This window comes from Aneurinibacillus terranovensis DSM 18919, from assembly GCF_000430625.1.
Classification (GTDB): Bacteria; Bacillota; Bacilli; order Aneurinibacillales; family Aneurinibacillaceae; genus Aneurinibacillus_B; species Aneurinibacillus_B terranovensis.
Genome location: NZ_KE387176.1, coordinates 24,981 through 44,941, shown reverse-complemented (window position 1 = coordinate 44,941; position 19,961 = coordinate 24,981). Strand labels below are relative to the sequence as shown.

Below are 19,961 nucleotides of genomic sequence, written 5' to 3'. Positions count from 1 at the left end.
AACTTCTCCGCTCAACAAGCTGGCGGGTTTGCTGGCGCTGCTGGGGCTACTGGTGGCCAAGCCATCTTCCAGCCTGGATTCGCCGGTACAAACGCACAACAGGTAAGACAGGATATCGCTAATGAAGTTGGATTCGCCGGACAAGGCGGTTTTACTCAATAAACGAGCACGCCGCAAATAAAAACGTCCTTTAGGATACACTAAAGGACGTTTTTTGATCGTGTGGCACATTACTATTTTACCGCGAACTCTGCTCTTAAACGTGAACCGTGGTTTTTTTGTCAGCATACTGTTCGTCAAGCATAGTGCCATTTTCCGCAAATCTCACATGCCAGGAAAGCGCTTTTTCAATAACATGAGGCGTCTGCCCGCCCCGTTTGCAGGCTTCTTCAAAATAAGCGCGCAGCTGCGGACGGTACATTGGATGCACGCAATTATCAATCATTCGTTCCGCCCGTTCCCTTGGTGCAAGTCCCCGCAAGTCAGCAATTCCCTGTTCGGTTACAATGACATCCACATCATGCTCCGTATGGTCTACGTGAGAAACAAATGGGACAATGCTGGAGATTAACCCGTTCTTCGCCGTTGACTTCGTTACAAAAATCCCCAAACGCGCGTTGCGGGCGAAATCGCCTGAACCCCCAATTCCGTTCATCATTTTCGTTCCCATTACATGAGTTGAATTCACATTGCCATAGATATCTACTTCAAGCGCCGTATTAATAGCGATAAGTCCAAGGCGGCGCACAATTTCCGGATGATTCGAAATTTCCTGCGGGCGTAGAATAATGTAATCCCGGTACTTATCAAAATTATTTAATACTTTATCGATTTTATCGGGCGACAGCGTAATCGAACAGCAGGACGCGAAACGTACTTTGCCAGCATCAATTAAATCAAATACGGCATCCTGCAGCACTTCAGAATACACTTCAAGATCGGTGAATTCGGAATCAAGGAACCCGTGGAATACAGCATTGGCAACCGACCCTACGCCTGATTGCATAGGAGCCAAGTTTTTCGAAAGGCGCCCTGCTTCTACCTCTTTGCGCAGGAAGCCAATCAGGTGCTGGGCCATAACGGCCGTCTCCTCATCGGGTTTCACAATTTTTGAAGTAATGTCACGCTTATCGGTGAAGACAATTCCTTTAATTTTTTCTATTGGAATGGGGAGATAAGGCGTTCCAATACGCTGATCCACCTTCGTTAATGGGATCGGCTGGCGCTCGCCTTGCAGGCCCGGATCATACAAATCATGAACCCCTTCCAACGCTTCCGGCTGGGCAAGATTAAGTTCAACAATAACTTCTTTGGCCTTTTGAACAAAGCTATATGAATTTCCAACAGATGTACTAGGAATAATATAGCCTTCCTCCGTTATTGCAACCGCTTCCACAATTGCTATATCAATACTGAGAACGTCGGACCGAATCAGTTCCGCTGTGTGCGACAAATGCTGGTCGACAAAAAGCACTTCCCCTTCGTTAATCTTATCCCTCATTCTTTTCTCGGATTGAAAAGGCAACCGTTTATGGACAATCCCCGCTTCCGCCATAATTCCGTCTACATCCGAGTTAATGGAGGCACCTGTATATACGTTGATTTTAAAAGGATGGATGTTTTCTCTTTTTACACGTTCAACGAGTGCCCGTGGAACTACCTTTGCATCGCCAGCCTGAGTAAATCCGCTCAGACCCACTGTCATCCCATGTTTAATCCACGTCGATGCTTCTTCCGCTGTCACAATCCGCTGACGTAAATTTTCATTTCGTAAACGTCTCTCTACCATGTAAGCCTCCTGTGTTTCGATTTGCTCGAAATCTTTGTATAATTGTAATTAAACAATAGCAAGCTTGATAGAATAACGCCTTAAATTCGCTTTAAAACAGAAAAATTGTCGATAAAGCAGCATTTTTGTCAGGTAAGCCCTTACATAAGTTAACTAAAAACCTACTCACAGTATCCCTTTTTCCTCATAATTTATCCCTGGTAAGCCCTTACATAGGTTAACTAAAAACCTACTCACAGTATCCCTTTTTCCTCATAATTTATCCCTGGTAAGCCCTTACATAGGTTAACTAAAAAACTCGCCAAGCGGCATCACTTGGCGAGTTTTTGGTCTTTTCTTATTTTCTCCATCATCGGCGGGCGGAACGTAAAACAGTAAGTCGATTGCCATGGCCCACCACTGCTTAGTTTTTTACGTTCGGCCGTTCGCTTAAAACCCCATGAGGCGGCGAAATAAACTGGCGTACTTCTGGCTTACAGGTACCCGGCTTCGATTCGCATCTTTCATCACCAGGACGAAGGTAGAGTGAAAATCCGGCTGAATTTCCGCAATGGCATTCACATTTACCACATAGGCGCGGTGACAGCGGATGAATTGCTCCTGCGGCAGCATTTTCTCCAGCTCAAGCAGGGTGTACTTATTCATGTAGATACCACTATCGGTACATAAAAGCGTCTTGCCTTTTTCCGATTCAATGAAATGGATGTTCGTCAGCGGAATCGGAATCCAACGGTCTTCCGCTTTCCCTATTAAGAAATTATGCTTGGGAAGCTTCCCACCTTCTACTGCGTTAAAAGGCGGGAAAATGGTAGTAATACAGCATTCCGCATCCCCATCCTGTAAAATAGGTGTGCTCATCCCATAATAAGGCGTTCCAAACAACCGTTCATCTATATATTCAGCAACCTTTTGCCTATTATGAATCGCTTGGAAACTGATACTTCCTTCTTTAAGTCTATCGCCGGGACGAATCTTAAGGTCTATGCTTTTGCTTGGTTTGTAATAAACAAACTGTGATTTGTCTGCAATGGCAATGGAAGCTTCCTGCGGGAACACTTGACTGATAGTCTGTACGATTTTTAAAATGGATGATTGCTCCACCTTTTATTCTCCTCCTACACTTCTCTCCTTATTTTATCATATCAGGTGTTTTGCGTAAGAAAAATATTTTTGGCTGGCAGAGCATCTAATTCTTACCGGAAGCGTCTAATTAAGTGAAGAGAGGATAATAGGACTTATGAAGGTTTATAATGGTAACGGATTATGTAAGAATAAAGAGTAATCTTGTAAAAGGAGAGGACAAAAAACATGCGTTTATCCCGACTACTGTACTTCCTACTACTGGCTTTTTTGTTAATAACAGGGTGTTCTAACGCACCTGCAGCAAATAGTGGCGTTCAATCCCAACAGAACAATCCCGCTCCTGCACCGGTTCAGAAAGAGAATACACAGGCTAATACACAACCAACTTCAGTCCAATCGAAAGAAGTCGCGCTGATTTTCAGCGATGATAACCTTATGGAGCAATATAAAGAAATGCGTACTATCAAGTCCGCGCATGAAGAGGATCTGCCGATGGAAGCACTGAAGGAGTGGCAGAAGGGGCCAAAAAACAACAAGCTGATTGGATTGCTACCGGCTGACGTGGAAATCCAGTCGGTTAAAAAAGATGGAGACAATGCCGTCGTCAGTTTTTCATCGAATATAAAGAAAGCAAATCTTGGTTCAACCGGCGAAGAAATGTTATTGCAGCAGGTTTCGACGATTCTTTCTCAATTTGGCTATAAGCAAACAAAATTTCTGATCGATGGTAAAGAAGTGGATTCTATTCTGGGGCACGAAGATACTTCCAAACCGGTTAATCCCCTTTCCCTTGACCAAATTAAAGAAATGAAGTAGAAATTCTTGTGTTAAAAAGGACCCGCCGTAATGGAAAGTGAGCACTCTTTTCTTCGGCCGGTCCTTTTTATTCACGTTTGGTTATCTTCCGGTACGTCCAGATTTTCCATCAGATATTTTGCATACCCCATTGGGTTCGCATACGTCTCTTTCCATTCTTTAAGCATACGCCCGTTTCTGAACGCGTAGCGCTGGTCACGGCCGTTGCATTCAATAAAATAAGGAAATCCTTCTTTGGTAATGCCGATATCGAGTCCTACATCTGCCAGGTGCGGCAAATGCCCACTAAGGTAATCCGCGATCCGGACGGAAAGTTTCGCAATGTCCTCCCGGACCTTATCGGGATCCAGCGCCGGGTATTCCCTTAGCAGGTAAGGAACTTTATAAACCTTGCCTCCCTGGGCGACATTGCTGAGAAAATGACCGCTCCGGGCTACTTTGCCGACCATCCCGGTAACGTGCCAGTCACCTTCTTCATTTTTTTGCACAGAAACACGAATATCAAATGGACGTCCCTGGTAGGTGGCAAGCTGCAGTTCCTCCTGGATAAGAAAGGACCGCTTAAGAAAAGCCTGTTTAATCCGATTGGGAATTTTTTCTTTAAAAGATAGTGTACGCCACTTTTTCCGTCCATTTTCGATACTGGCGTACGTGAGAACCCACAGATCATCTTTTTTTGTCAACCGCATAATTCCTACCCCGATACTGCCGCTGTTCGGTTTAAGAAACAATGTGGGATACTTTCTCATCATCTTCCGCAGGTTGCGAATCGTCCCACTTTCCGAGTGCGGCAAATGGGGTACAATTCGCGGTTCATCGACTAGCAGTGAATGAATATGATGCTTACTGTAACGGTTCCATTGATTAAATAAAACAACCCCCTGCTCAACAAGGTTGTCAATTTTGGAACGGGCAGACTGCGTAAAGTACAGCGCGCGGTTATGAATAATCTTTGGGATAGGGACCGAAGCTTTACAATACGAGCCTTTTTCTTTAATGTATACTGTTACTCTTGCAGCATTATAATGAATGTCTTCCAAGCGAAAATAACAGGGCTTCACCCCGTATCGTCGAGCTCCTTCTTCATAGAAGTCCAACACCTCAGTCTGTGTTTTGCCAGTGGGGATTCCCTTATACATCGTTCGATTAAGAAGTACACCAACGTAAGGAACACTCATAGCACGCCCCCTTAAGCGACCAACAATTTTACCCTGTAATAGGCGTTAACCAAACGTTTTCAGTATACGATATGTCAGGGAAATAGGGATTGTTCCTTCTATGGAATCTATAGGCGTAGATAAGCGTTCCCTTTGCAGGAAGTCCCATCAAATCCTTGTCTTTCATGGGATGATATATTTATTTATTACGCGGTATCTAGTATGATGAAGAGATGGATAAAGTAAAATCAGCATTTGCTACTATCAGGAGGAATTACGTACCTTATGAGTCTTTTGACTGTTGAAGACCTGAGCCATAGTTTTGGCGACCGGACACTTTTTAAAAATGTTTCTTTTCGGCTTCTGCCCGGCGAGCATGTAGGTTTAGTCGGAGCCAACGGTGCCGGGAAATCCACACTGATGAATATTTTAACCGGCCAGCTTATCAGCGATACAGGCAAAATAGAATGGACTCCGCGGGTGCACTATGGCTATTTGGATCAGCACAGTGTTCTTACTCCGGGCAAGACCGTTCGCGATGTGCTAAAAGACGCTTTCCTTCCACTCTTTGAAAAAGAAAAGGAAATGCTGGATATCACAGAAAAAATGGCCGAAGCGACACCGGAAGAACTTGAAGCACTGCTTGAACAAATGGGTGAAATTCAGGAGATACTTGATGCGACAGGCTTTTATTTGCTTGATGTAAAAGTCGAGGAAATGGCAAATGGCCTTGGGTTAGACGCCATCGGACTCGATCGGGATGTGGCCAGCCTCAGCGGCGGACAACGGACAAAGGTACTGCTTGCCAAACTTTTGCTTGAAAAACCAACTGTTCTGCTTCTGGATGAGCCAACGAATTACCTTGATGTGGAACATATTCAGTGGCTGACGAATTATCTAAAGGAATACCCGTTCGCGTTTATTCTCATTTCACACGATACGGATTTTATGAATGAAGTGGTCAGTGTGATTTATCATCTCGAATTTGCGAAGCTTACCCGGTACAGCGCCAATTACGAAAAGTTTCTTGAGATGGCTGATATCAATAAAACCCAGCATATCAACGCATATGAAAAGCAGCAGGAACATATCAGGAAAACCGAGGATTTTATCCAGCGCAATAAAGCGCGTTATTCAACGTCAGGCCGGGCAAAAAGCCGCCAGAAGCAGTTGGACCGGATGGAGCGGATTGATCGGCCTGAGACGGCACCGCCGCCTACCTTTCAGTTTCTTGAAGCCCGGGCAAGCAGCAAAACCGTTTTTGAAGCGCAGGATCTTGAGATCGGCTACAGTTCTCCCCTGCTTCCAAAAATGAACATGACCATTGAACGAGGGGAAAAAATCGCTATTGTCGGCTGCAATGGCGTGGGGAAATCCACGCTGTTAAAAACGATTATGGGTACGATTCAGCCTTTAGGAGGCAAAATATACCTGGGCGATTTTCTCCACCCCGCTTATTTCGAACAGGAGGTTAAAGCGGGTAACCAAACACCTATTGATGCGGTGTGGGATGAATTTCCCAGCATGAACCAGCACGAAATACGGGGAGCTCTGGCCCGCTGCGGCCTCAAAAACGAACATATAAACCGTCCACTTAACATGCTAAGCGGAGGAGAACAGGCTAAAGTTCGCCTCTGCAAGCTCTTGATGCGTGAGAGTAACTGGATACTATTTGACGAGCCGACCAATCACCTGGATATCGCGGCCAAAGCTGAGTTAAAAAGGGCGCTAAAGGCCTACAAGGGAACAATTTTACTTGTGTGCCATGAACCTGATTTCTACGAAGATTGGGTGTCAAAAGTGTGGAATGTAGAAGAATGGTCCCTGCAAAAAAAATAAAAACCAGGGAGAGAGCGGCCCAGACAGAGAACTTGCACTTCTAACGCAGCTCTGTCTGGGCCGCCTTTTGTTTAGTCGAATATTCAACCCCTATTTTGATTCCGAGAAGGATGCAGGTATAAATTAACATGGAAGCAATAATCATTCTGCCCAGCCTTCTCGCCTTTTGTTTCCGGTACCATTCCAGGTTAATAATTTTCCCTTTCATAGCGATCCCCTCGAAGTGTTAATAATATAAAACAATACTTATAGGGTATTGATCATCTTGGTATTTCATACATTCTTACTCAAATCGAGATTCGCCTGTGCTTTGGTTATGCTCGAATTAAACTCGCTTTTCCCGATAAATATGGTAAAAACCCTTCTATATATCTAGAAGGGTTTTTTTGCGGTTCTTTTATGCGCGTTTTATGCGCTTTTTTGATATGATTTCGGTTTAGGTGCGCCGACAGGTAGAACTTCGCGGCCATATAAAGGATTTAAAATTCCTGCTGCTGAACCATACCAGGCAAAGAAAGCGGTTATTAAGCCGAAAATTCCTCCAAAAGTGCTTGGGATAAATTTAAATTCAGCTAAATCTAACAAAATAAACGTAATAAGCAAGCAGCCGAACACGATATTTAATATGCGGGTTAACTGGAATGTTCCGAGCCACATATAGAATGTAAAAATGGTCCAGGCAACTAAGAAAAGACCCGTAGCAATGTTGCCGTCTGTACCAAATTTCAATATACCGTTTAATTCAAGGTACACCATGGAAGCTAGCGCAATCCAGAATGCCCCGTAAGAAGTGAAAGCGGTTCCAGCAAAAGTGTTTCCGTTCCGTAATTCCCACATCCCGGCCAAAACCTGAGCCAGTCCACCATAGAATAATCCTAAAGTTAGAAATGTACCTGCTATCGTAGCGGGCACAAGGTGTGCGTTAATACAGCTTAAAACGAATGTTGTAAGCGCGAATGCTGCCAACCCTAATGGACCGGGATCCGCAATGGTAATTTTCTGTTCACTCATTCTATTCTCCCCTTTCTTCTAACTCCCCATTTTTTTCTTTCATCCCCATTAACTAGTGTAATTTCCGTTTGGGCCCAATCGGTCTTTACTCTTGTATTATAACAGGAACCTTATCCAAATTTCAATCAGAATTATATAAAATATCAGATAATTTTTTTATTGTGCTTATTTATTTGATGTTTTCTTTTCGTAAAGATATTTATTATATTGTTAAGATAGTAAAATAATCCGTGTAGAAAAAGGCTGGGATAAAGCTCCATAGTAAACAAGTTTATATTAGAGGTTTGGAACTAAAAAATTATTTAAAGATTAACGGTTCCTGGGAAGACCGCAAAATTTACGCTAATTGGGTACAAAAAAAGCCAACGATAGACAAACTCGCTGACTCTCAACCAATCTCCCTATGATAGGGCTCCTTACTTCATACTATATCAGGTTTATTCGTAATTTTTTAGAGGTAAATGATGTAATTTTCTACAATCTATTCATTCCCTGCTGCAGCAAGGATTGGGTAAAACGAAGCCACTCTCTGGCTGCGAAGGAAAGATATTTATCCTTACGCCAAACCATGGCCAGGTGCCACGGGATGGCCGGTTGTATCAGTGGAATGACCGTGATTCTCGCGGCGTCCAAATCCCTGCAAATCGTTTGAGGGAGAAGGGCTATCCCAAGGTTGGCAGCAACCATTTCGCTAATAAAATCCCACTGTGAACTCCGGTACATCACGCGGGGGTGAAAACCAGCCCGGATGCATTCTTCAAGTATTCGATCGTGCAGGGCAAAATCTTCGCGAAAGAAAATGAACCGCTCTTTCTCCAGTTCAGCGAGCCGTACTGCTGACTTTACAGCAAATGGGTGGGTAGGGTGAACGAGCAGCATCAAATGTTCCCGTACAAAAGTAAAGGAGTGAAACACACTTTCTTTTAAAGGAAGCACAACCACGCCAATATCCAAACTTCCGTTTTCGACGGCCTGTTCTACCTTTTTCGCTCCATCCTCAATTAACTCCATGGCTATCTGCGGGTACTGTGCATGGAATTGGCCGAGTACTTTAGGAAAAAAATGCGCCCCTATCATCGGAGGCAGGCCCATGCGGATTTTCCCCTTCTTTATGTGCATTATGTCTGTTAATTCCGCGGACAGATTCTCAAACGATTTGACAATTTGCTGTGCTTGATTGAAAATAATCTGACCCGCATCGGTCAATTCAACCTGTTTAGCCGTTCGTTCAAACAGCGTGACGCCAAGTTCCTCTTCAATATTTTTCACCATTTTGCTGATGGTGGGCTGCGTGATGTGCAGGCTCTGTGCAGCTTTGGTAAAACTTTTGTGCCGGGCCACCTCCACAAAGTAGTTTAAGTGTCGTATATCCATTATAGAGACCTCCTACAGGTCATAGATAAAAGGAATGAAAAGTATTCCATAGATGTATTTTACCTATGATAATAGATAATGTACACTTTTCTACAGAGAGGAGTGAACGTGATGAAAAAAATAGCTACTGCGATCTGGCAGATTTGCTTACTGATTATATTTTCTTTCGCAGGAAATTATATTGCAAATATCCTTCATCTAAAAATATCGGGAAGTATTATAGGAGTGATTCTTGTTTTCTTTCTTCTGTATTTTAAGGTTATCCGCTTAGACTGGCTTGAAACAGGCGCGAACTGGTTGCTTGCCGAATTGTTATTATTTTTCGTTCCGTCTGCCGTTGGAATTGTTCAATACAAGAGTGTCATCATGCTGGACGGCTCTCGTTTTATGCTTGTTATCGTCATCGGTACACTGACAGTGATGGCGTGCACAGGGCTGTCAGCCGAATTCATCAGCCGGAGGAGGGAAAGAAATTTATGATTTTGTCCGGGATTCTATGCTTGGTTTTGACCGTCCTCGCCTATTGGGCGGCAAAAAAATTATACCGTTTTAAAAATATCGTAGTTCTCTCCCCACTTCTCGTCACTCCACTCCTGCTTATCCTTTTTTTATCCGTCAGCCACATTTCTTACGGAACGTATAATTCCGGAGCTAAATGGTTGACGGCCATGCTTCAACCGGCAACCGTAGCTTTTGCTATTCCTCTATACAAATATTTCCAACTGTTAAAAAGGCATGCGGTAGAAATTCTCATAAGTGTTGTATTCGGTTCCTGTATAGCCATCCTTTCCTCGGTTGTATTAGCCGGTTTCGTTCATTTAAATCCGCAAATGGTGGACAGTATCCTTCCCCGTTCGATTACAACACCGATTGCAATGAACGTCTCGCAAACACTCGGCGGAATTCCAACGATGACAGCCGTTTTTGTTATTCTTACCGGAATATGCGGTATGGTCATCGGCCCGTTCGTGATCCGTTTTCTGCAAATACGAAACAGCATTGCCAGAGGTGTTCTGCTTGGTATGGGCGCTCATGGAGCCGGAACATCGAAAGCTTTGGAATTGGGGTCAATTGAAGGCGCCATCGCCAGCCTGGCGATGATTATTGCGAGCATTGTAACGTTATTTATCGCACCGCTGGCAGCACCTTTTTTGGTTAATTAAAAAAGCCTTACCACTTTTCGCCTAATGGCTTTCATTTTATATCCGGGAAAACCATGTAGGAAATTCGATTCGCATGTAGAACTAGTTAAAGTAATGGATAGAACGTTAGCGAGGAGGTTGACATGGAAACTTTTAAATGGAAGGTAAACAGCACAGCCAGAAAAGAAGGAGAAAAAGCTTCCGTTGCATTTTTTACAAAAGAGGTGGCAGAGAAGGTACGAAACTTTCATCAGGGATTCGATCTCTACCGCCCTACGCCCCTTCGTGTTTTAAACCACCTGGCAAAACATATGGGCGTTTCTGGGATTTATGTAAAAGATGAATCTTACCGCTTTGGGCTCAACTCCTTTAAAGCGCTTGGAGGTTCGTATGCCATCGGCCGTTATTTAGCGCAGCAGCTTACTATGAATATGCAGGACGTGTCGTTTGAAATGCTTCGCTCGCCTGATGTTAAACAACAGATAGGCGACATTACCTTTGCGACGGCGACGGACGGCAACCATGGACGAGGCGTTGCATGGGCCGCCCAGCAGCTCAGGCAGCAGGCCGTTGTCTACATGCCAAAGGATTCCGCCCAAATCAGGCTCGATAACATAAAAGCTACCGGCGCGCGGGCTTCTATTACAGACCTGAATTACGATAATACCGTCCGCTACGTAAAACAAACCGCCCGGGAAAACGGTTGGGTTCTTGTTCAGGATACTTCATGGGAAGGATATACCGATATCCCCACTTGGATTATGCAAGGTTATCTGACCATGGTAGCTGAAGCGCTGGAGCAAATGCAAGAAGTTGGGGCAGACATGCCGACGCACGTGTTCATCCAGGTTGGTGTCGGTTCGATCGCCGGTGCAGTCCAGGGACTTTTTGCGTCTTTATTTAACGAAAAGCGGCCGATTACGGCGATTGTAGAACCGAACAAGGCGGACTGCCACTACTTATCTTCGATGGCAGAAGACGGAAAAACAAGACATGTCACCGGGAGCATGGATACGATTATGGCAGGGTTGGCCTGCGGTGAACCCAATCCTATATCGTGGGGCATTATGCGGGATTACAGTGATATGTTTATTTCCTGCCCCGATTATGTATCCGCCAAAGGGATGCGCATGCTTGGCAATCCGCTGGGGGATGATCCCCGGGTTATTTCCGGAGAGTCGGGAGCGGTAACGACCGGCCTTATCAGCTTCCTGATGAAAGAAGAAATTTTACAGGAAGCGCGTGAACGCCTGCAGCTTGACGAACATTCACGTATCCTCGTTTTTAATACGGAGGGAGACACTGACCCGGAAAACTACAGAAGAATTGTATGGGACGGTGCTTATCCTGTTCCCGGGATCGAATAAAGATTATTTAAACAGAAGGCTTGTTGTTAAGGCTTTGCCACAGATAAAGACAAACTATAGACTCGTACGGTGCCCATGCAGCGCCGATTTGTTCCATCTCTGCTTTGGATGGCAGGTCTTCCATACCGTACTGGATTTGTATTGCCCTTTTTATTCCCAGGTCGTCTAACGGAAAGACGTCCGTTCTCCCAAGGGCGAATAGCAGGAACATCTCGGCCGTCCAGCTGCCGATGCCTTTCACCTGTATAAGCTCTTTAAGAATCGACTCATTCGGTAACCCGGCGATTTTATCCAGTTGCAAACGGCCATTTCCATATTCCTTAATTAAAGCAGCTAACAACGGGTCCGCTTTCTTCAAGTGTTCCGTTCCTTTTTGAAAGACTTCAGGTTTCATAAGATACCTCACCTTCTCGTTGTAGTTCGGCCATTAGCCGGGATATGTCCCCTTGTTTAGCCCAATAGATAACAGGAGCCATATGGCTTTCCCCGCTTCGCACGACCAAAAAATCATTTTTATATGGGGACATCCTAATTTTTTCTCCGTTTGTTAAGTCGATTTGTATCAATGCTTCCTTCTCCTGTTGACCAGGTATCTTTACCTCCTCAACAAGGCCTGCTTGATTAAACCAGCCAACCAGCTGTGTTCGTTTGCTTTCATCCGCTGCTTCCTGTTGGGCAATCACGATGGTATCCACTTCTTCCCATGTGATTTTTTTATGGAGATGGTCACTCGAAAAGTATTTCTCAAACTTTTTTAAAATTCCGTTTGGAAGACTCACCACGATGATTCCGATTACTCCAATAATATATCCAATCCACTCCCAGTACGAAATGTTCCAGAACACCTACGCCTCCCCCTTTACTGATGCTGGTTTCGTTTTTGTTCCAGTTTTTTTGTTCCAGGTACTCCAACGATTTTCCTTTCGGAACACTCAGGGCCGTAAACAGGGTGTGCCCGCCAGTTTCCCAAAATTCCAATAATTCTTTTTTGGTGATAAGCCCTGACATAAACTCATCGTCCCTGTTGCGATCCGGCTTTTCCCTATCGGTTGTCAAAAAATCAGTCCATCTTGAAATCATGTTTCCGCTCAGATGCTTGATGATGATCGCTGTACTATTTAATTCCTCACCCGTGTCCAGTTTATTTCCTCATCGTTAAGCTGGGCAATCGTCTTCTCCCCTAACTCTTTTACATCTTTAAATTTTTCGATTGTACTTGTCAAAAACTCGATAGCAAAGTTCATATGGCTCCCCTCTTTCTTCCCCGATTTGATGAAGTAAGTACCCCTGATTTCTTCTTATTTCTTTCCCCTACAATTGTAATCGGAAACAAGTCCCAAACGCCATAAATATTACATACATACCTTCCCTAATTATAAACAATGTATTGACCTTGTTTGATTTTCATGGCATTATTTTTAATATGGTTGTGAAATAATTAACAAAAACCTTCGGGGCAGGGTGAAATTCCCGACCGGCGGTGATGGATGATGCGTCATCCTCAGTCCGTGACCCGCATGTCAGCATGCGGTGGACCCGGTGCAATTCCGGGACCGACAGTATAGTCTGGATGGGAGAAGGGGGAATATGTAAATGAAAGGTAAAGTTAGAAAGACAGCTTTGCTCTCTTTGCTGTCTTCGATTGGTTTTTTATTGATGTTCGTGGAAATTCCACTGCCAATGTTTCCATCGTTTTTACAAATCGGTATTAGTGAAATCCCCGCTCTGCTTGGTGCGATTCTATTCGGTCCCCTGGCGGGTGTTATCGTTGAATTGGTTAAAAATCTGCTGCACTTTTTGCTGTTTAACCGCGGTGGCATGGGAGTTGGCGAGTTCTCGAATTTTATCGCCGGCAGCACCTTTGTCGTATGTTCGGTTTATTTTATCCGCAGATCCACGAAGAAAAGTCATTTTTGGGTTGGCCTTACCGCAGGGACGTTCGCGATGGCCGTTGTGATGACCATTGCCAATTACTATATTTTTATCCCGGCCTTTGCTTACATGATGGGCAAGTCGGTCGGCGATATTGTGGCATGGTCCCATGGGGTAAATCCCGGGATCAGCAGCCTTTGGACGCTTGTGTTTTATGCGGTTTTTCCTTTTAACATTATCAAAGGCATTATTGAAGCGTTTATTGCTTACCCGATCTATAATCGTCTTCGGCCTGTGGTGCAAAACCAATAACGTTCAATTGTCACAACCATAAAAATGAAGTATTTCTTCGCGCGACATTGAGTGTATCCAAACGTAAACTCCAAATGGTGGCGGCATTGGAATAGAGCGTTTTTATTTAAGAAGCGAGACTACAAAGAGAGTTGACGAGATCAAGTTTAAACGAGGATTGGGTAAGAAACAGAAACGTTCGAAATGGATCGAAATCCGTTTATTTCTGCTTTTTTCTGCCAGGCTGTATCGGAGCGGAAAGAGATAAAGGGTGTGTGTCGTTAGATTACGCTCAATGGGAAATGCATATCGTCGGTTTCCCCGCCACATAGGAGCGCGTGGCACGAAATATTGGAGGAAGTGTGCAATGGAATGGTTCGTTTCTTATTTTTTGTTTTCTTTCCGTTACCCAGTGTTAGAACAAAAAGGGAGACGTCTTTCCTGTCCGACTGTCTCCCTCTTCGAGCTGCCCAGGTGTTTCGGACAGGGTTTCCCTTTTTGTTCTAACACGGACAGTTTACGCTTCCTTGCAAGGAAAGACCCCACAAAAAATAAAACGAACCATTCCATTCGCACCCACCCAGATGTTTTGGGACGCCCCCGTGCATTAGTTTTTTAAATGACGGTGAATAACGGCGAGAATCGATTTGCGGGTCAGTAGGCCGACAAACACGCCTTCTTCATTTTCTACGCACAAAAAAGGATGGTTGATGGAAAGTTCAAGCGCACGGAAAAAAATGCCGTTCTCGTTGATACGGGCTACCTTTGTCATCATAATTTCTTCTACTTTGTGTTCTCCCAGTTTCTCGTATTCGATTTTCTCAAGGCCAAGAATACTGTCCATAATGATCGTAGTGCTGATTAATCCCCGCAGTTTGTAATCATGGTCAAGAACCGGTATGGCGGAGTATCCTGATTTAATAAGGACAAGCAGTGCATGCTCCAAAGAATTCCCTATCTGAACGATCGCTACCTTATGAGCCGGGATTATAAGCTCGCTAATTTCATTGTCGAGTATGCTCTCTTTTTCTTCATTGATCATAAGTTAATCGCATCCCTTTATCTATAAAAGTTTTCTTATATTTTATCATTCAGCCGGGCGTACATGTAGGATCATTTTTTCGATTCGCCTGTCTCAAAAAATGAAGTGCAGGCCGGACAGCGGGACGCATTGAAAAGCACATCAGACAGACAGAACGGACATTCTTTTTTATCCGGGTTTTTTGCTTCCTTTGCCGCCTTATCCCTAAACTCGGCTAATTCAACGAGTCGTGTGTAAGCCCGTACAATAAAAAAAAGGGTGAGCGCAATAATTAAAAAACGCAAAACATTGTTTAAAAACAACCCGTAGTTGATGGTCGCAACCCCGGCTTTTTTAGCGTCGGCAAGCGTTGCATACTTATGAGAAGACAGATTGATGAACAGTTCCGAGAAATCCACCCCGGATAATACTTTCCCGAGCGGCGGCATGATAATATCATTGACCAGGGAGGTGACAATATTATTAAAGGCTGCACCCATAGCAACTCCTACGGCAAGGTTTACAACATTTCCTTTACTTATAAATTTCTTAAAATCATCTATAAACTTCATACGTCATCATGCCCTCCAGCTCCGATATTTACCACAAAACATGTTGTTAATCAGGATGGTAAAATATCAAGCATGCTTATGCCCCCTCCTTCTTCCGGCGTGTAAAGAAGCCGAGCAAGCCGCGAGCAATGCCGTTAGCAACCACAAATAATATAATGAGTGCAATAATAATCCTAACCACTTCTGTATTCCATCATTTTCTCCCCTTTAATTGACTGCACGATTGATGGTACATGCTTACGGACAGAAAAGAAGGCTAGTATAAAACTAGCCTTGATTAGGGAATGCCGCCTTGAATTGTTCCGGCGTGCTAGGTACTTTAATATCACCTTTAATAATTTTCTGCTTGTAATCATCAACTAATTTCAATACATCAGCCGGTACATTATTTTTAGTTGTCGGCGCAGGTCTAACCCCGCCTTCTTTCAGCCCAAACGTTCTAACCTGCCCGCCGGGGAATTTGCCATCTTTTGTTTCCTTCGTTATGTCATATACCGCAACGCCTACTTGTTTTACCATCGAAGATAAGGTTACATCCGGGCCCATGAAGGCCTGGTCTTTGTCTACCCCGATTACCCAAACCTTTTTCCCGGCTTTGCGCTGCTCTTTCGCCTCAGTAAAGAGTCCGTCTCCCGTTTTGCCAGATGCGTGGAAAATAATATCAACGCCCTGGCCGTACATAGTGTTGGCAAAAGTCTTACCTTTATCAGGCGTGTCAAACGTTCCTGCGTAGTTGGAAATGACTTTGATCGAAGGGTCGACAGTAGCAATGCCAGCTCTAAAACCATATTCGAATTTTTTAATGAGCGGAAATTCCGCTCCGCCAAGGAATCCGACTTTTTTCGTTTTTGTCATTTTGGCGGCGATAACACCCATTAAGAAAGATCCTTCTTCTTCTTTAAAAGTCACGCACACCACATTTTTCGGGACTTTGTCCCACGCTGAGTCAACCAGACCGAATTTCGTATTGGGGTTAGCCTGAGCGATCTGCTTCATATCCCGGTCCATTTTATAACCAATACCCCAGATGAGGTCGGACTTCGCATGTACAAATTGGTTAAGGTTCGACGCATAATCTGTTGTCGCTTTACTTTGCAGGTAATCCACTTTAATCCCTAAATCAGATTGTGCCTTTTTCAAACCCTCCCATGCGGACTGGTTGAACGAGTTATCATCCACACCACCTGTATCCGTAACCATGGAAGCATGGAAGCCACCCTGGTTTCCGCCGGCCTGATTTCCACCGCTGGATGTGCCACCTGATGTATTCCCACCGCAACCTGTAAGCATGGCTGCCATAACCAGCACTAATGCCAGCATAGATATAATAACGCGCTTTGTTTTTACCACGTAATTTACCCCCTATACTAGGAATCAATCTTAGTATGTAACCGGTTCCACCATAAGCACAAAAATCTTAATATGAATTTCCATAACTGGTAAGGTGTTATTCCATTTTCTGTCTTTTAAGAAATTTGCGTGTCGGTTCTTGGCACAAGCACTTCCCGCGGTTTACTTCCCTCATATGGACCGACTATCCCACGGGCTTCCATCATATCGATCAGCCGTGCCGCACGGGCATAACCGACGCGCAGCCGGCGCTGGATGAGTGAAACGGAAGCGGTTTGCGCCTCACGGACAAGCTGAACCGCCTGGTTATATAATTCGTCCTCCGGCTCATGATTAGCGGCAGATGTCTCTTCCTCTGGAATCATGTCCGACTGATAGCACGCCTCTAACTGATCTTTCACGTATGCAACCACTTTTTCCACCTCATGATCGCTGATAAACGCCCCTTGTATTCGAGTCGGCTTCGAAGCTCCAACCGGCAGATACAGCATGTCCCCCCGGCCCAGAAGCTTTTCGGCGCCGCCCATATCGAGAATGGTGCGGGAATCAGCCATCGACGAAACCCCAAACGCAATCCGCGAGGGGATATTAGCCTTAATTACCCCGGTAATCACGTCGACTGATGGGCGCTGCGTAGCGATAATCAGGTGAATTCCAGCGGCACGGGCCATCTGGGCGAGCCGGCAGATTGCATCTTCCACATCACCCGGCGCCACCATCATCAAATCAGCCAGCTCATCGACAATGACAACGATAAGCGGCAGCGGAACCCCGCCCTGCCCTGTCACGAGCTGATTGTACCGCTCCAGATCTCTTGTACCCGCCTTGGCAAACAGTTCATAGCGTCGCTCCATCTCCTGCACAACTTTTTTTAACGCGAGCGAAGCCCGGCGTGGGTCGGTGACGACTGGAGACAATAAATGCGGAATGCCGTTATAAATATTAAGTTCTACCATTTTGGGGTCTATCATCATGAGCTTGACTTCACTCGGTCTTGCTTTAAATAGTATGCTCATAATAATGCCATTAATACAAACGGATTTTCCGCTCCCGGTTGCACCGGCGACCAGCAAATGCGGCATTTTCTCCAGATTGCCGATGATAGGTTGTCCGGAAATGTCCCGACCCAAAGCGATGCTAAGGCGGTTATCCGAATGCTGGTATTCTTCACTTTCAAGCACTTCGCGCAGCGTCACAAGGGATATTTCATCGTTAGGCACTTCAATCCCAATGGCGGACTTGCCCGGGATAGGTGCTTCTATACGAATACCACGTGCGGCAAGGGCTAATGCAATATCATCTGTTAAATTTACAATTCGGCTTACTTTAACCCCAACAGCCGGCTGAATTTCATAGCGGGTAACGGTCGGCCCGCGCTGCACGCGGAGCACCCTGGCCTGAACACCGAAACTTTCAAGCGTTGCTTCCAGCTTATTGGCATTGTTCTGGGCACTTTTGTTGGAAGCCGATAACCGGTTTGGTTTCGGACGGTCCATTAACGTAAACGTCGGCAGCAGATAATGCGCGTCTTCCTGTTCCCCTGCAAAAAGGGCCACGTCGGAAATTACCCCTTCTACCACAGGGGCAGCAGGTGGCTCTTTAAGTTCAGGCGTTCTTCGTTGCTGCAGTGTAACCCTAATGCGGGATTCATCCGGTCTTACCTCCATATTCGGAAATACGGCTTCAGGTTCACTGTATACGTTGCTCGCAAAATCATCGATAACAAGGTCTGTTGGTTGTTCTGACTCATTGATTGGAAAAAATGCAGGGGATGGCAATTCTCCGCTTGTCGCCCCTTGTTCCTGTGCATGGATTTGTTCTCCCTGCACCGTGGACCGGGCCTGTCTCTTTCTAGTGAAGCGACGCAGTAAACCTCCTCCTTGACCTTCACTGTCTCCTTCGGCCGGCGCCTCTGTACTGCCTCCCGTTTCTTCCCCTTCTTCTATTTCATCGCCTCTTTCATTTTCTATCGCCTCTTCCCGGGCGTGAAGCCGTTCTTCCCTTCTCTCACTCATTAATACGAGAGCATCTTGTACGGCTTCGGACGCGCGATTTCCAAACCTGCTGAACAAAGCTTTAATTGAAGCAAGAATTCGGACATAAGATATTTGAAAGGCAAGCATAAGGCCAATCAGAGTCATAAAGACAATAATCAACATTGTGCCGGCACTTCCAACCAGATTGAAGAATAAGGCGTAGCCAATCGCGCCGATCATCCCGCCGCCCACGTCGGTAGTCGAGGGTTTCCCCTTCATCACCTGCAGTTTTTCTCTCAGCATTTGCTCCCATGTAACCGATATAACGGAACGCGACTCGAATTTTCCACTTGCGGTAAGCTGTTCAAACAGCAACCGATGGTCCCATACCAGAATCGAGAAAAAAAGCAGCCCCGCGCCAACCCACCTTGCGGAAAGAACGTTCGGCCATTTTCTCTGTACCATTAAATACAGCCCTATCCCAATTCCAAACAAAGGAATAACAAAATCCCAGGAACCGGCAGCAATACGGAACACCCAGGAAAAGTATCTTCCAAACCAGCTTGCATTCGAAAATGTTAACAGCACAAGCAGAGATATGGCAATGACTACCAAACCATAAAGCTCATAACGCAGTGTTTCCCGCATGTTTTTTTGCGGCTTGCCAGTTCCTTTTTTCACTTTCTTTGTTTGAGCCACTGCCTCTCACTCCCGATGTCAAAAATTTAAAGAAAAACTTGGCTAGCGCCACGCCAAAGGCGCAGGCGACAGACTTAGTTGCACGTATGCGTGTAAGACAATTTACTTTCTTATATGTAAAAAAAGCAGCCGAACTCTAGGCTGCTTGACTAATCGTACCGTTCGTAATGAATATTATACCATAAGAACATTCAGATGGTCATTGCTGGATATGTATTTGTATTCGTGCGAAAAAATGCAGGGTTTTTTAGTAGAAAAACTAGTTATGATTTAATAATGACAGTAGTTCCAATAGGTACAAGCTGCGATAATTCCAACACATCATGATTATACATTCGTATACAGCCTTTCGAGACTCTTTTTCCAATGGACCATGGTGCATTTGTTCCATGAATCCCATAATGTGGACGGTTCAATCCCATCCACATCGCACCAAACGGTCCCCCCGGATTTGGCGCTTTATTTATGATGGTATATACACCCGTTGGCGTTTCGGTTAGTATTTTTCCTATTCCAATTGGATATACTCGAATAACATGGCCATCCTCAAGCAGATATAATTTTCGCTTTTTTAGCGACACATCAATAGAACGCCTCATTGT

19 protein-coding genes, 1 pseudogene and 1 riboswitch are annotated in these 19,961 nt (G+C 44.9%); of the genes and pseudogenes, 6 read left to right on the top strand and 14 right to left on the bottom strand.

Features of this window, described 5'->3' with window-relative positions; genetic code table 11:
- Positions 1-256 precede the first annotated feature (256 nt).
- Positions 257-1,789, bottom strand: a complete 1,533-nt coding sequence (scpC, locus tag H525_RS0120050) for a succinyl-CoA:acetate CoA-transferase ScpC (RefSeq protein WP_027417660.1) — start codon at positions 1,787-1,789, stop codon at positions 257-259.
- A 429-nt stretch (positions 1,790-2,218) separates the two neighbouring features.
- Positions 2,219-2,890, bottom strand: a complete 672-nt coding sequence (locus tag H525_RS0120045) for a LytTR family DNA-binding domain-containing protein (RefSeq protein ID WP_027417659.1) — start codon at positions 2,888-2,890, stop codon at positions 2,219-2,221.
- Positions 2,891-3,097: 207 nt separating this feature from the next.
- On the opposite strand from H525_RS0120045, the gene H525_RS24935 reads away from it, so the two are divergent.
- The gene (locus H525_RS24935) at positions 3,098-3,688 is read left to right on the top strand and encodes a GerMN domain-containing protein (RefSeq protein WP_051331186.1); all 591 of its coding nucleotides are present in this window, start codon (positions 3,098-3,100) and stop codon (positions 3,686-3,688) included.
- Positions 3,689-3,759: 71 nt separating this feature from the next.
- Here the strand turns inward: H525_RS24935 and H525_RS0120035 are convergent, their stop codons facing one another.
- The gene (locus H525_RS0120035; RefSeq protein ID WP_027417658.1) at positions 3,760-4,866 is read right to left on the bottom strand and encodes a YheC/YheD family endospore coat-associated protein; all 1,107 of its coding nucleotides are present in this window, start codon (positions 4,864-4,866) and stop codon (positions 3,760-3,762) included.
- Positions 4,867-5,130: 264 nt separating this feature from the next.
- On the opposite strand from H525_RS0120035, the gene H525_RS0120030 reads away from it, so the two are divergent.
- Positions 5,131-6,684, top strand: coding sequence for an ABC-F family ATP-binding cassette domain-containing protein (locus H525_RS0120030; RefSeq protein ID WP_027417657.1), 1,554 nt, complete (start codon positions 5,131-5,133; stop codon positions 6,682-6,684).
- 40 nt (positions 6,685-6,724) lie between these two features.
- Here H525_RS0120030 and H525_RS27650 read toward each other — a convergent pair whose 3' ends face one another.
- From H525_RS27650 to cidR, 3 genes are all read right to left on the bottom strand, one after another.
- Positions 6,725-6,892, bottom strand: a complete 168-nt coding sequence (locus H525_RS27650) for a hypothetical protein (RefSeq protein ID WP_155837469.1) — start codon at positions 6,890-6,892, stop codon at positions 6,725-6,727.
- Positions 6,893-7,092: 200 nt separating this feature from the next.
- Entirely contained in the window at positions 7,093-7,695 is a 603-nt protein-coding gene (locus H525_RS24930; RefSeq protein WP_035102115.1) for an acetate uptake transporter, read from the bottom strand.
- A gap of 474 nt (positions 7,696-8,169) precedes the next feature.
- Positions 8,170-9,069: a cidABC operon transcriptional activator CidR gene (gene cidR / locus H525_RS0120015; RefSeq protein WP_027417656.1), complete on the bottom strand. Its 900-nt coding sequence runs from the start codon at positions 9,067-9,069 to the stop codon at positions 8,170-8,172.
- Between the two features lie 111 nt (positions 9,070-9,180).
- Between cidR and H525_RS0120010 the strand changes: the two genes are divergently transcribed.
- From H525_RS0120010 to dpaL, 3 genes are all read left to right on the top strand, one after another.
- A complete protein-coding gene (locus H525_RS0120010; RefSeq protein WP_027417655.1) occupies positions 9,181-9,549 on the top strand; it encodes a CidA/LrgA family protein in 369 nt (122 codons plus the stop codon).
- The gene (locus H525_RS0120005; RefSeq protein WP_027417654.1) at positions 9,549-10,232 is read left to right on the top strand and encodes a CidB/LrgB family autolysis modulator; all 684 of its coding nucleotides are present in this window, start codon (positions 9,549-9,551) and stop codon (positions 10,230-10,232) included. The genes H525_RS0120010 and H525_RS0120005 overlap by 1 nt, the downstream gene beginning before the upstream one ends.
- Positions 10,233-10,354: 122 nt before the next feature.
- Entirely contained in the window at positions 10,355-11,578 is a 1,224-nt protein-coding gene (gene dpaL / locus H525_RS0120000; protein WP_027417653.1) for a diaminopropionate ammonia-lyase, read from the top strand.
- A 7-nt stretch (positions 11,579-11,585) separates the two neighbouring features.
- Here the strand turns inward: dpaL and H525_RS24925 are convergent, their stop codons facing one another.
- The 3 genes and pseudogenes from H525_RS24925 to H525_RS26750 form a co-directional block, all read right to left on the bottom strand.
- Positions 11,586-11,972 (bottom strand): DNA-3-methyladenine glycosylase family protein, encoded by a 387-nt coding sequence (locus tag H525_RS24925; RefSeq protein ID WP_051331185.1) that lies wholly within the window; start codon positions 11,970-11,972, stop codon positions 11,586-11,588.
- Positions 11,962-12,423, bottom strand: coding sequence for a YfmQ family protein (locus tag H525_RS0119990; RefSeq protein ID WP_027417652.1), 462 nt, complete (start codon positions 12,421-12,423; stop codon positions 11,962-11,964). The genes H525_RS24925 and H525_RS0119990 overlap by 11 nt, the downstream gene beginning before the upstream one ends.
- A pseudogene (locus tag H525_RS26750) lies at positions 12,323-12,822 on the bottom strand (DUF1572 family protein). The gene H525_RS0119990 and the pseudogene H525_RS26750 overlap by 101 nt, the downstream one beginning before the upstream one ends.
- A gap of 199 nt (positions 12,823-13,021) precedes the next feature.
- Positions 13,022-13,164: riboswitch (FMN riboswitch) on the top strand.
- Between the two features lie 7 nt (positions 13,165-13,171).
- Here H525_RS26750 and H525_RS0119980 point away from each other — a divergent pair.
- On the top strand, positions 13,172-13,762 hold the full coding sequence (locus H525_RS0119980; protein WP_027417651.1) for an ECF transporter S component: 591 nt from the start codon (positions 13,172-13,174) through the stop codon (positions 13,760-13,762).
- Between the two features lie 586 nt (positions 13,763-14,348).
- Here H525_RS0119980 and cbpB read toward each other — a convergent pair.
- The 5 genes from cbpB to H525_RS0119955 all read right to left on the bottom strand — a co-directional run bounded on the left by cbpB (position 14,349) and on the right by H525_RS0119955 (position 19,958).
- Positions 14,349-14,783: a cyclic-di-AMP-binding protein CbpB gene (gene cbpB / locus H525_RS0119975; RefSeq protein ID WP_035102109.1), complete on the bottom strand. Its 435-nt coding sequence runs from the start codon at positions 14,781-14,783 to the stop codon at positions 14,349-14,351.
- Positions 14,784-14,854: 71 nt separating this feature from the next.
- The gene (gene mscL / locus H525_RS0119970; RefSeq protein WP_027417649.1) at positions 14,855-15,334 is read right to left on the bottom strand and encodes a large conductance mechanosensitive channel protein MscL; all 480 of its coding nucleotides are present in this window, start codon (positions 15,332-15,334) and stop codon (positions 14,855-14,857) included.
- A gap of 267 nt (positions 15,335-15,601) precedes the next feature.
- Complete coding sequence (locus H525_RS0119965; protein WP_035102140.1) at positions 15,602-16,654, bottom strand: BMP family lipoprotein; 1,053 nt, start codon at positions 16,652-16,654, stop codon at positions 15,602-15,604.
- Positions 16,655-16,800: 146 nt separating this feature from the next.
- On the bottom strand, positions 16,801-19,359 hold the full coding sequence (locus H525_RS29100; RefSeq protein WP_425387763.1) for an FtsK/SpoIIIE family DNA translocase: 2,559 nt from the start codon (positions 19,357-19,359) through the stop codon (positions 16,801-16,803).
- Positions 19,360-19,622: 263 nt separating this feature from the next.
- Positions 19,623-19,958: a L,D-transpeptidase gene (locus H525_RS0119955; protein WP_027417646.1), complete on the bottom strand. Its 336-nt coding sequence runs from the start codon at positions 19,956-19,958 to the stop codon at positions 19,623-19,625.
- Positions 19,959-19,961 lie beyond the last annotated feature (3 nt).

Bases quoted from the DNA above. Each gene is read 5' to 3' on its own strand.
- H525_RS0119965 (WP_035102140.1), bottom strand. From the start codon at position 16,654: ATGCTGGCATTAGTGCTGGTTATGGCAGCCATGCTTACAGGTTGCGGT.
- mscL (WP_027417649.1), bottom strand. From the start codon at position 15,334: ATGAAGTTTATAGATGATTTTAAGAAATTTATAAGTAAAGGAAATGTT.
- H525_RS24935 (WP_051331186.1), top strand. From the start codon at position 3,098: ATGCGTTTATCCCGACTACTGTACTTCCTACTACTGGCTTTTTTGTTA.
- scpC (WP_027417660.1), bottom strand. From the start codon at position 1,789: ATGGTAGAGAGACGTTTACGAAATGAAAATTTACGTCAGCGGATTGTG.
- H525_RS0119955 (WP_027417646.1), bottom strand. From the start codon at position 19,958: ATGAGGCGTTCTATTGATGTGTCGCTAAAAAAGCGAAAATTATATCTG.
- cidR (WP_027417656.1), bottom strand. From the start codon at position 9,069: ATGGATATACGACACTTAAACTACTTTGTGGAGGTGGCCCGGCACAAA.
- H525_RS24925 (WP_051331185.1), bottom strand. From the start codon at position 11,972: ATGAAACCTGAAGTCTTTCAAAAAGGAACGGAACACTTGAAGAAAGCG.
- H525_RS0120035 (WP_027417658.1), bottom strand. From the start codon at position 4,866: ATGAGTGTTCCTTACGTTGGTGTACTTCTTAATCGAACGATGTATAAG.
- H525_RS24930 (WP_035102115.1), bottom strand. From the start codon at position 7,695: ATGAGTGAACAGAAAATTACCATTGCGGATCCCGGTCCATTAGGGTTG.
- H525_RS0120030 (WP_027417657.1), top strand. From the start codon at position 5,131: ATGAGTCTTTTGACTGTTGAAGACCTGAGCCATAGTTTTGGCGACCGG.
- dpaL (WP_027417653.1), top strand. From the start codon at position 10,355: ATGGAAACTTTTAAATGGAAGGTAAACAGCACAGCCAGAAAAGAAGGA.
- cbpB (WP_035102109.1), bottom strand. From the start codon at position 14,783: ATGATCAATGAAGAAAAAGAGAGCATACTCGACAATGAAATTAGCGAG.
- H525_RS0119980 (WP_027417651.1), top strand. From the start codon at position 13,172: ATGAAAGGTAAAGTTAGAAAGACAGCTTTGCTCTCTTTGCTGTCTTCG.
- H525_RS0120010 (WP_027417655.1), top strand. From the start codon at position 9,181: ATGAAAAAAATAGCTACTGCGATCTGGCAGATTTGCTTACTGATTATA.
- H525_RS27650 (WP_155837469.1), bottom strand. From the start codon at position 6,892: ATGAAAGGGAAAATTATTAACCTGGAATGGTACCGGAAACAAAAGGCG.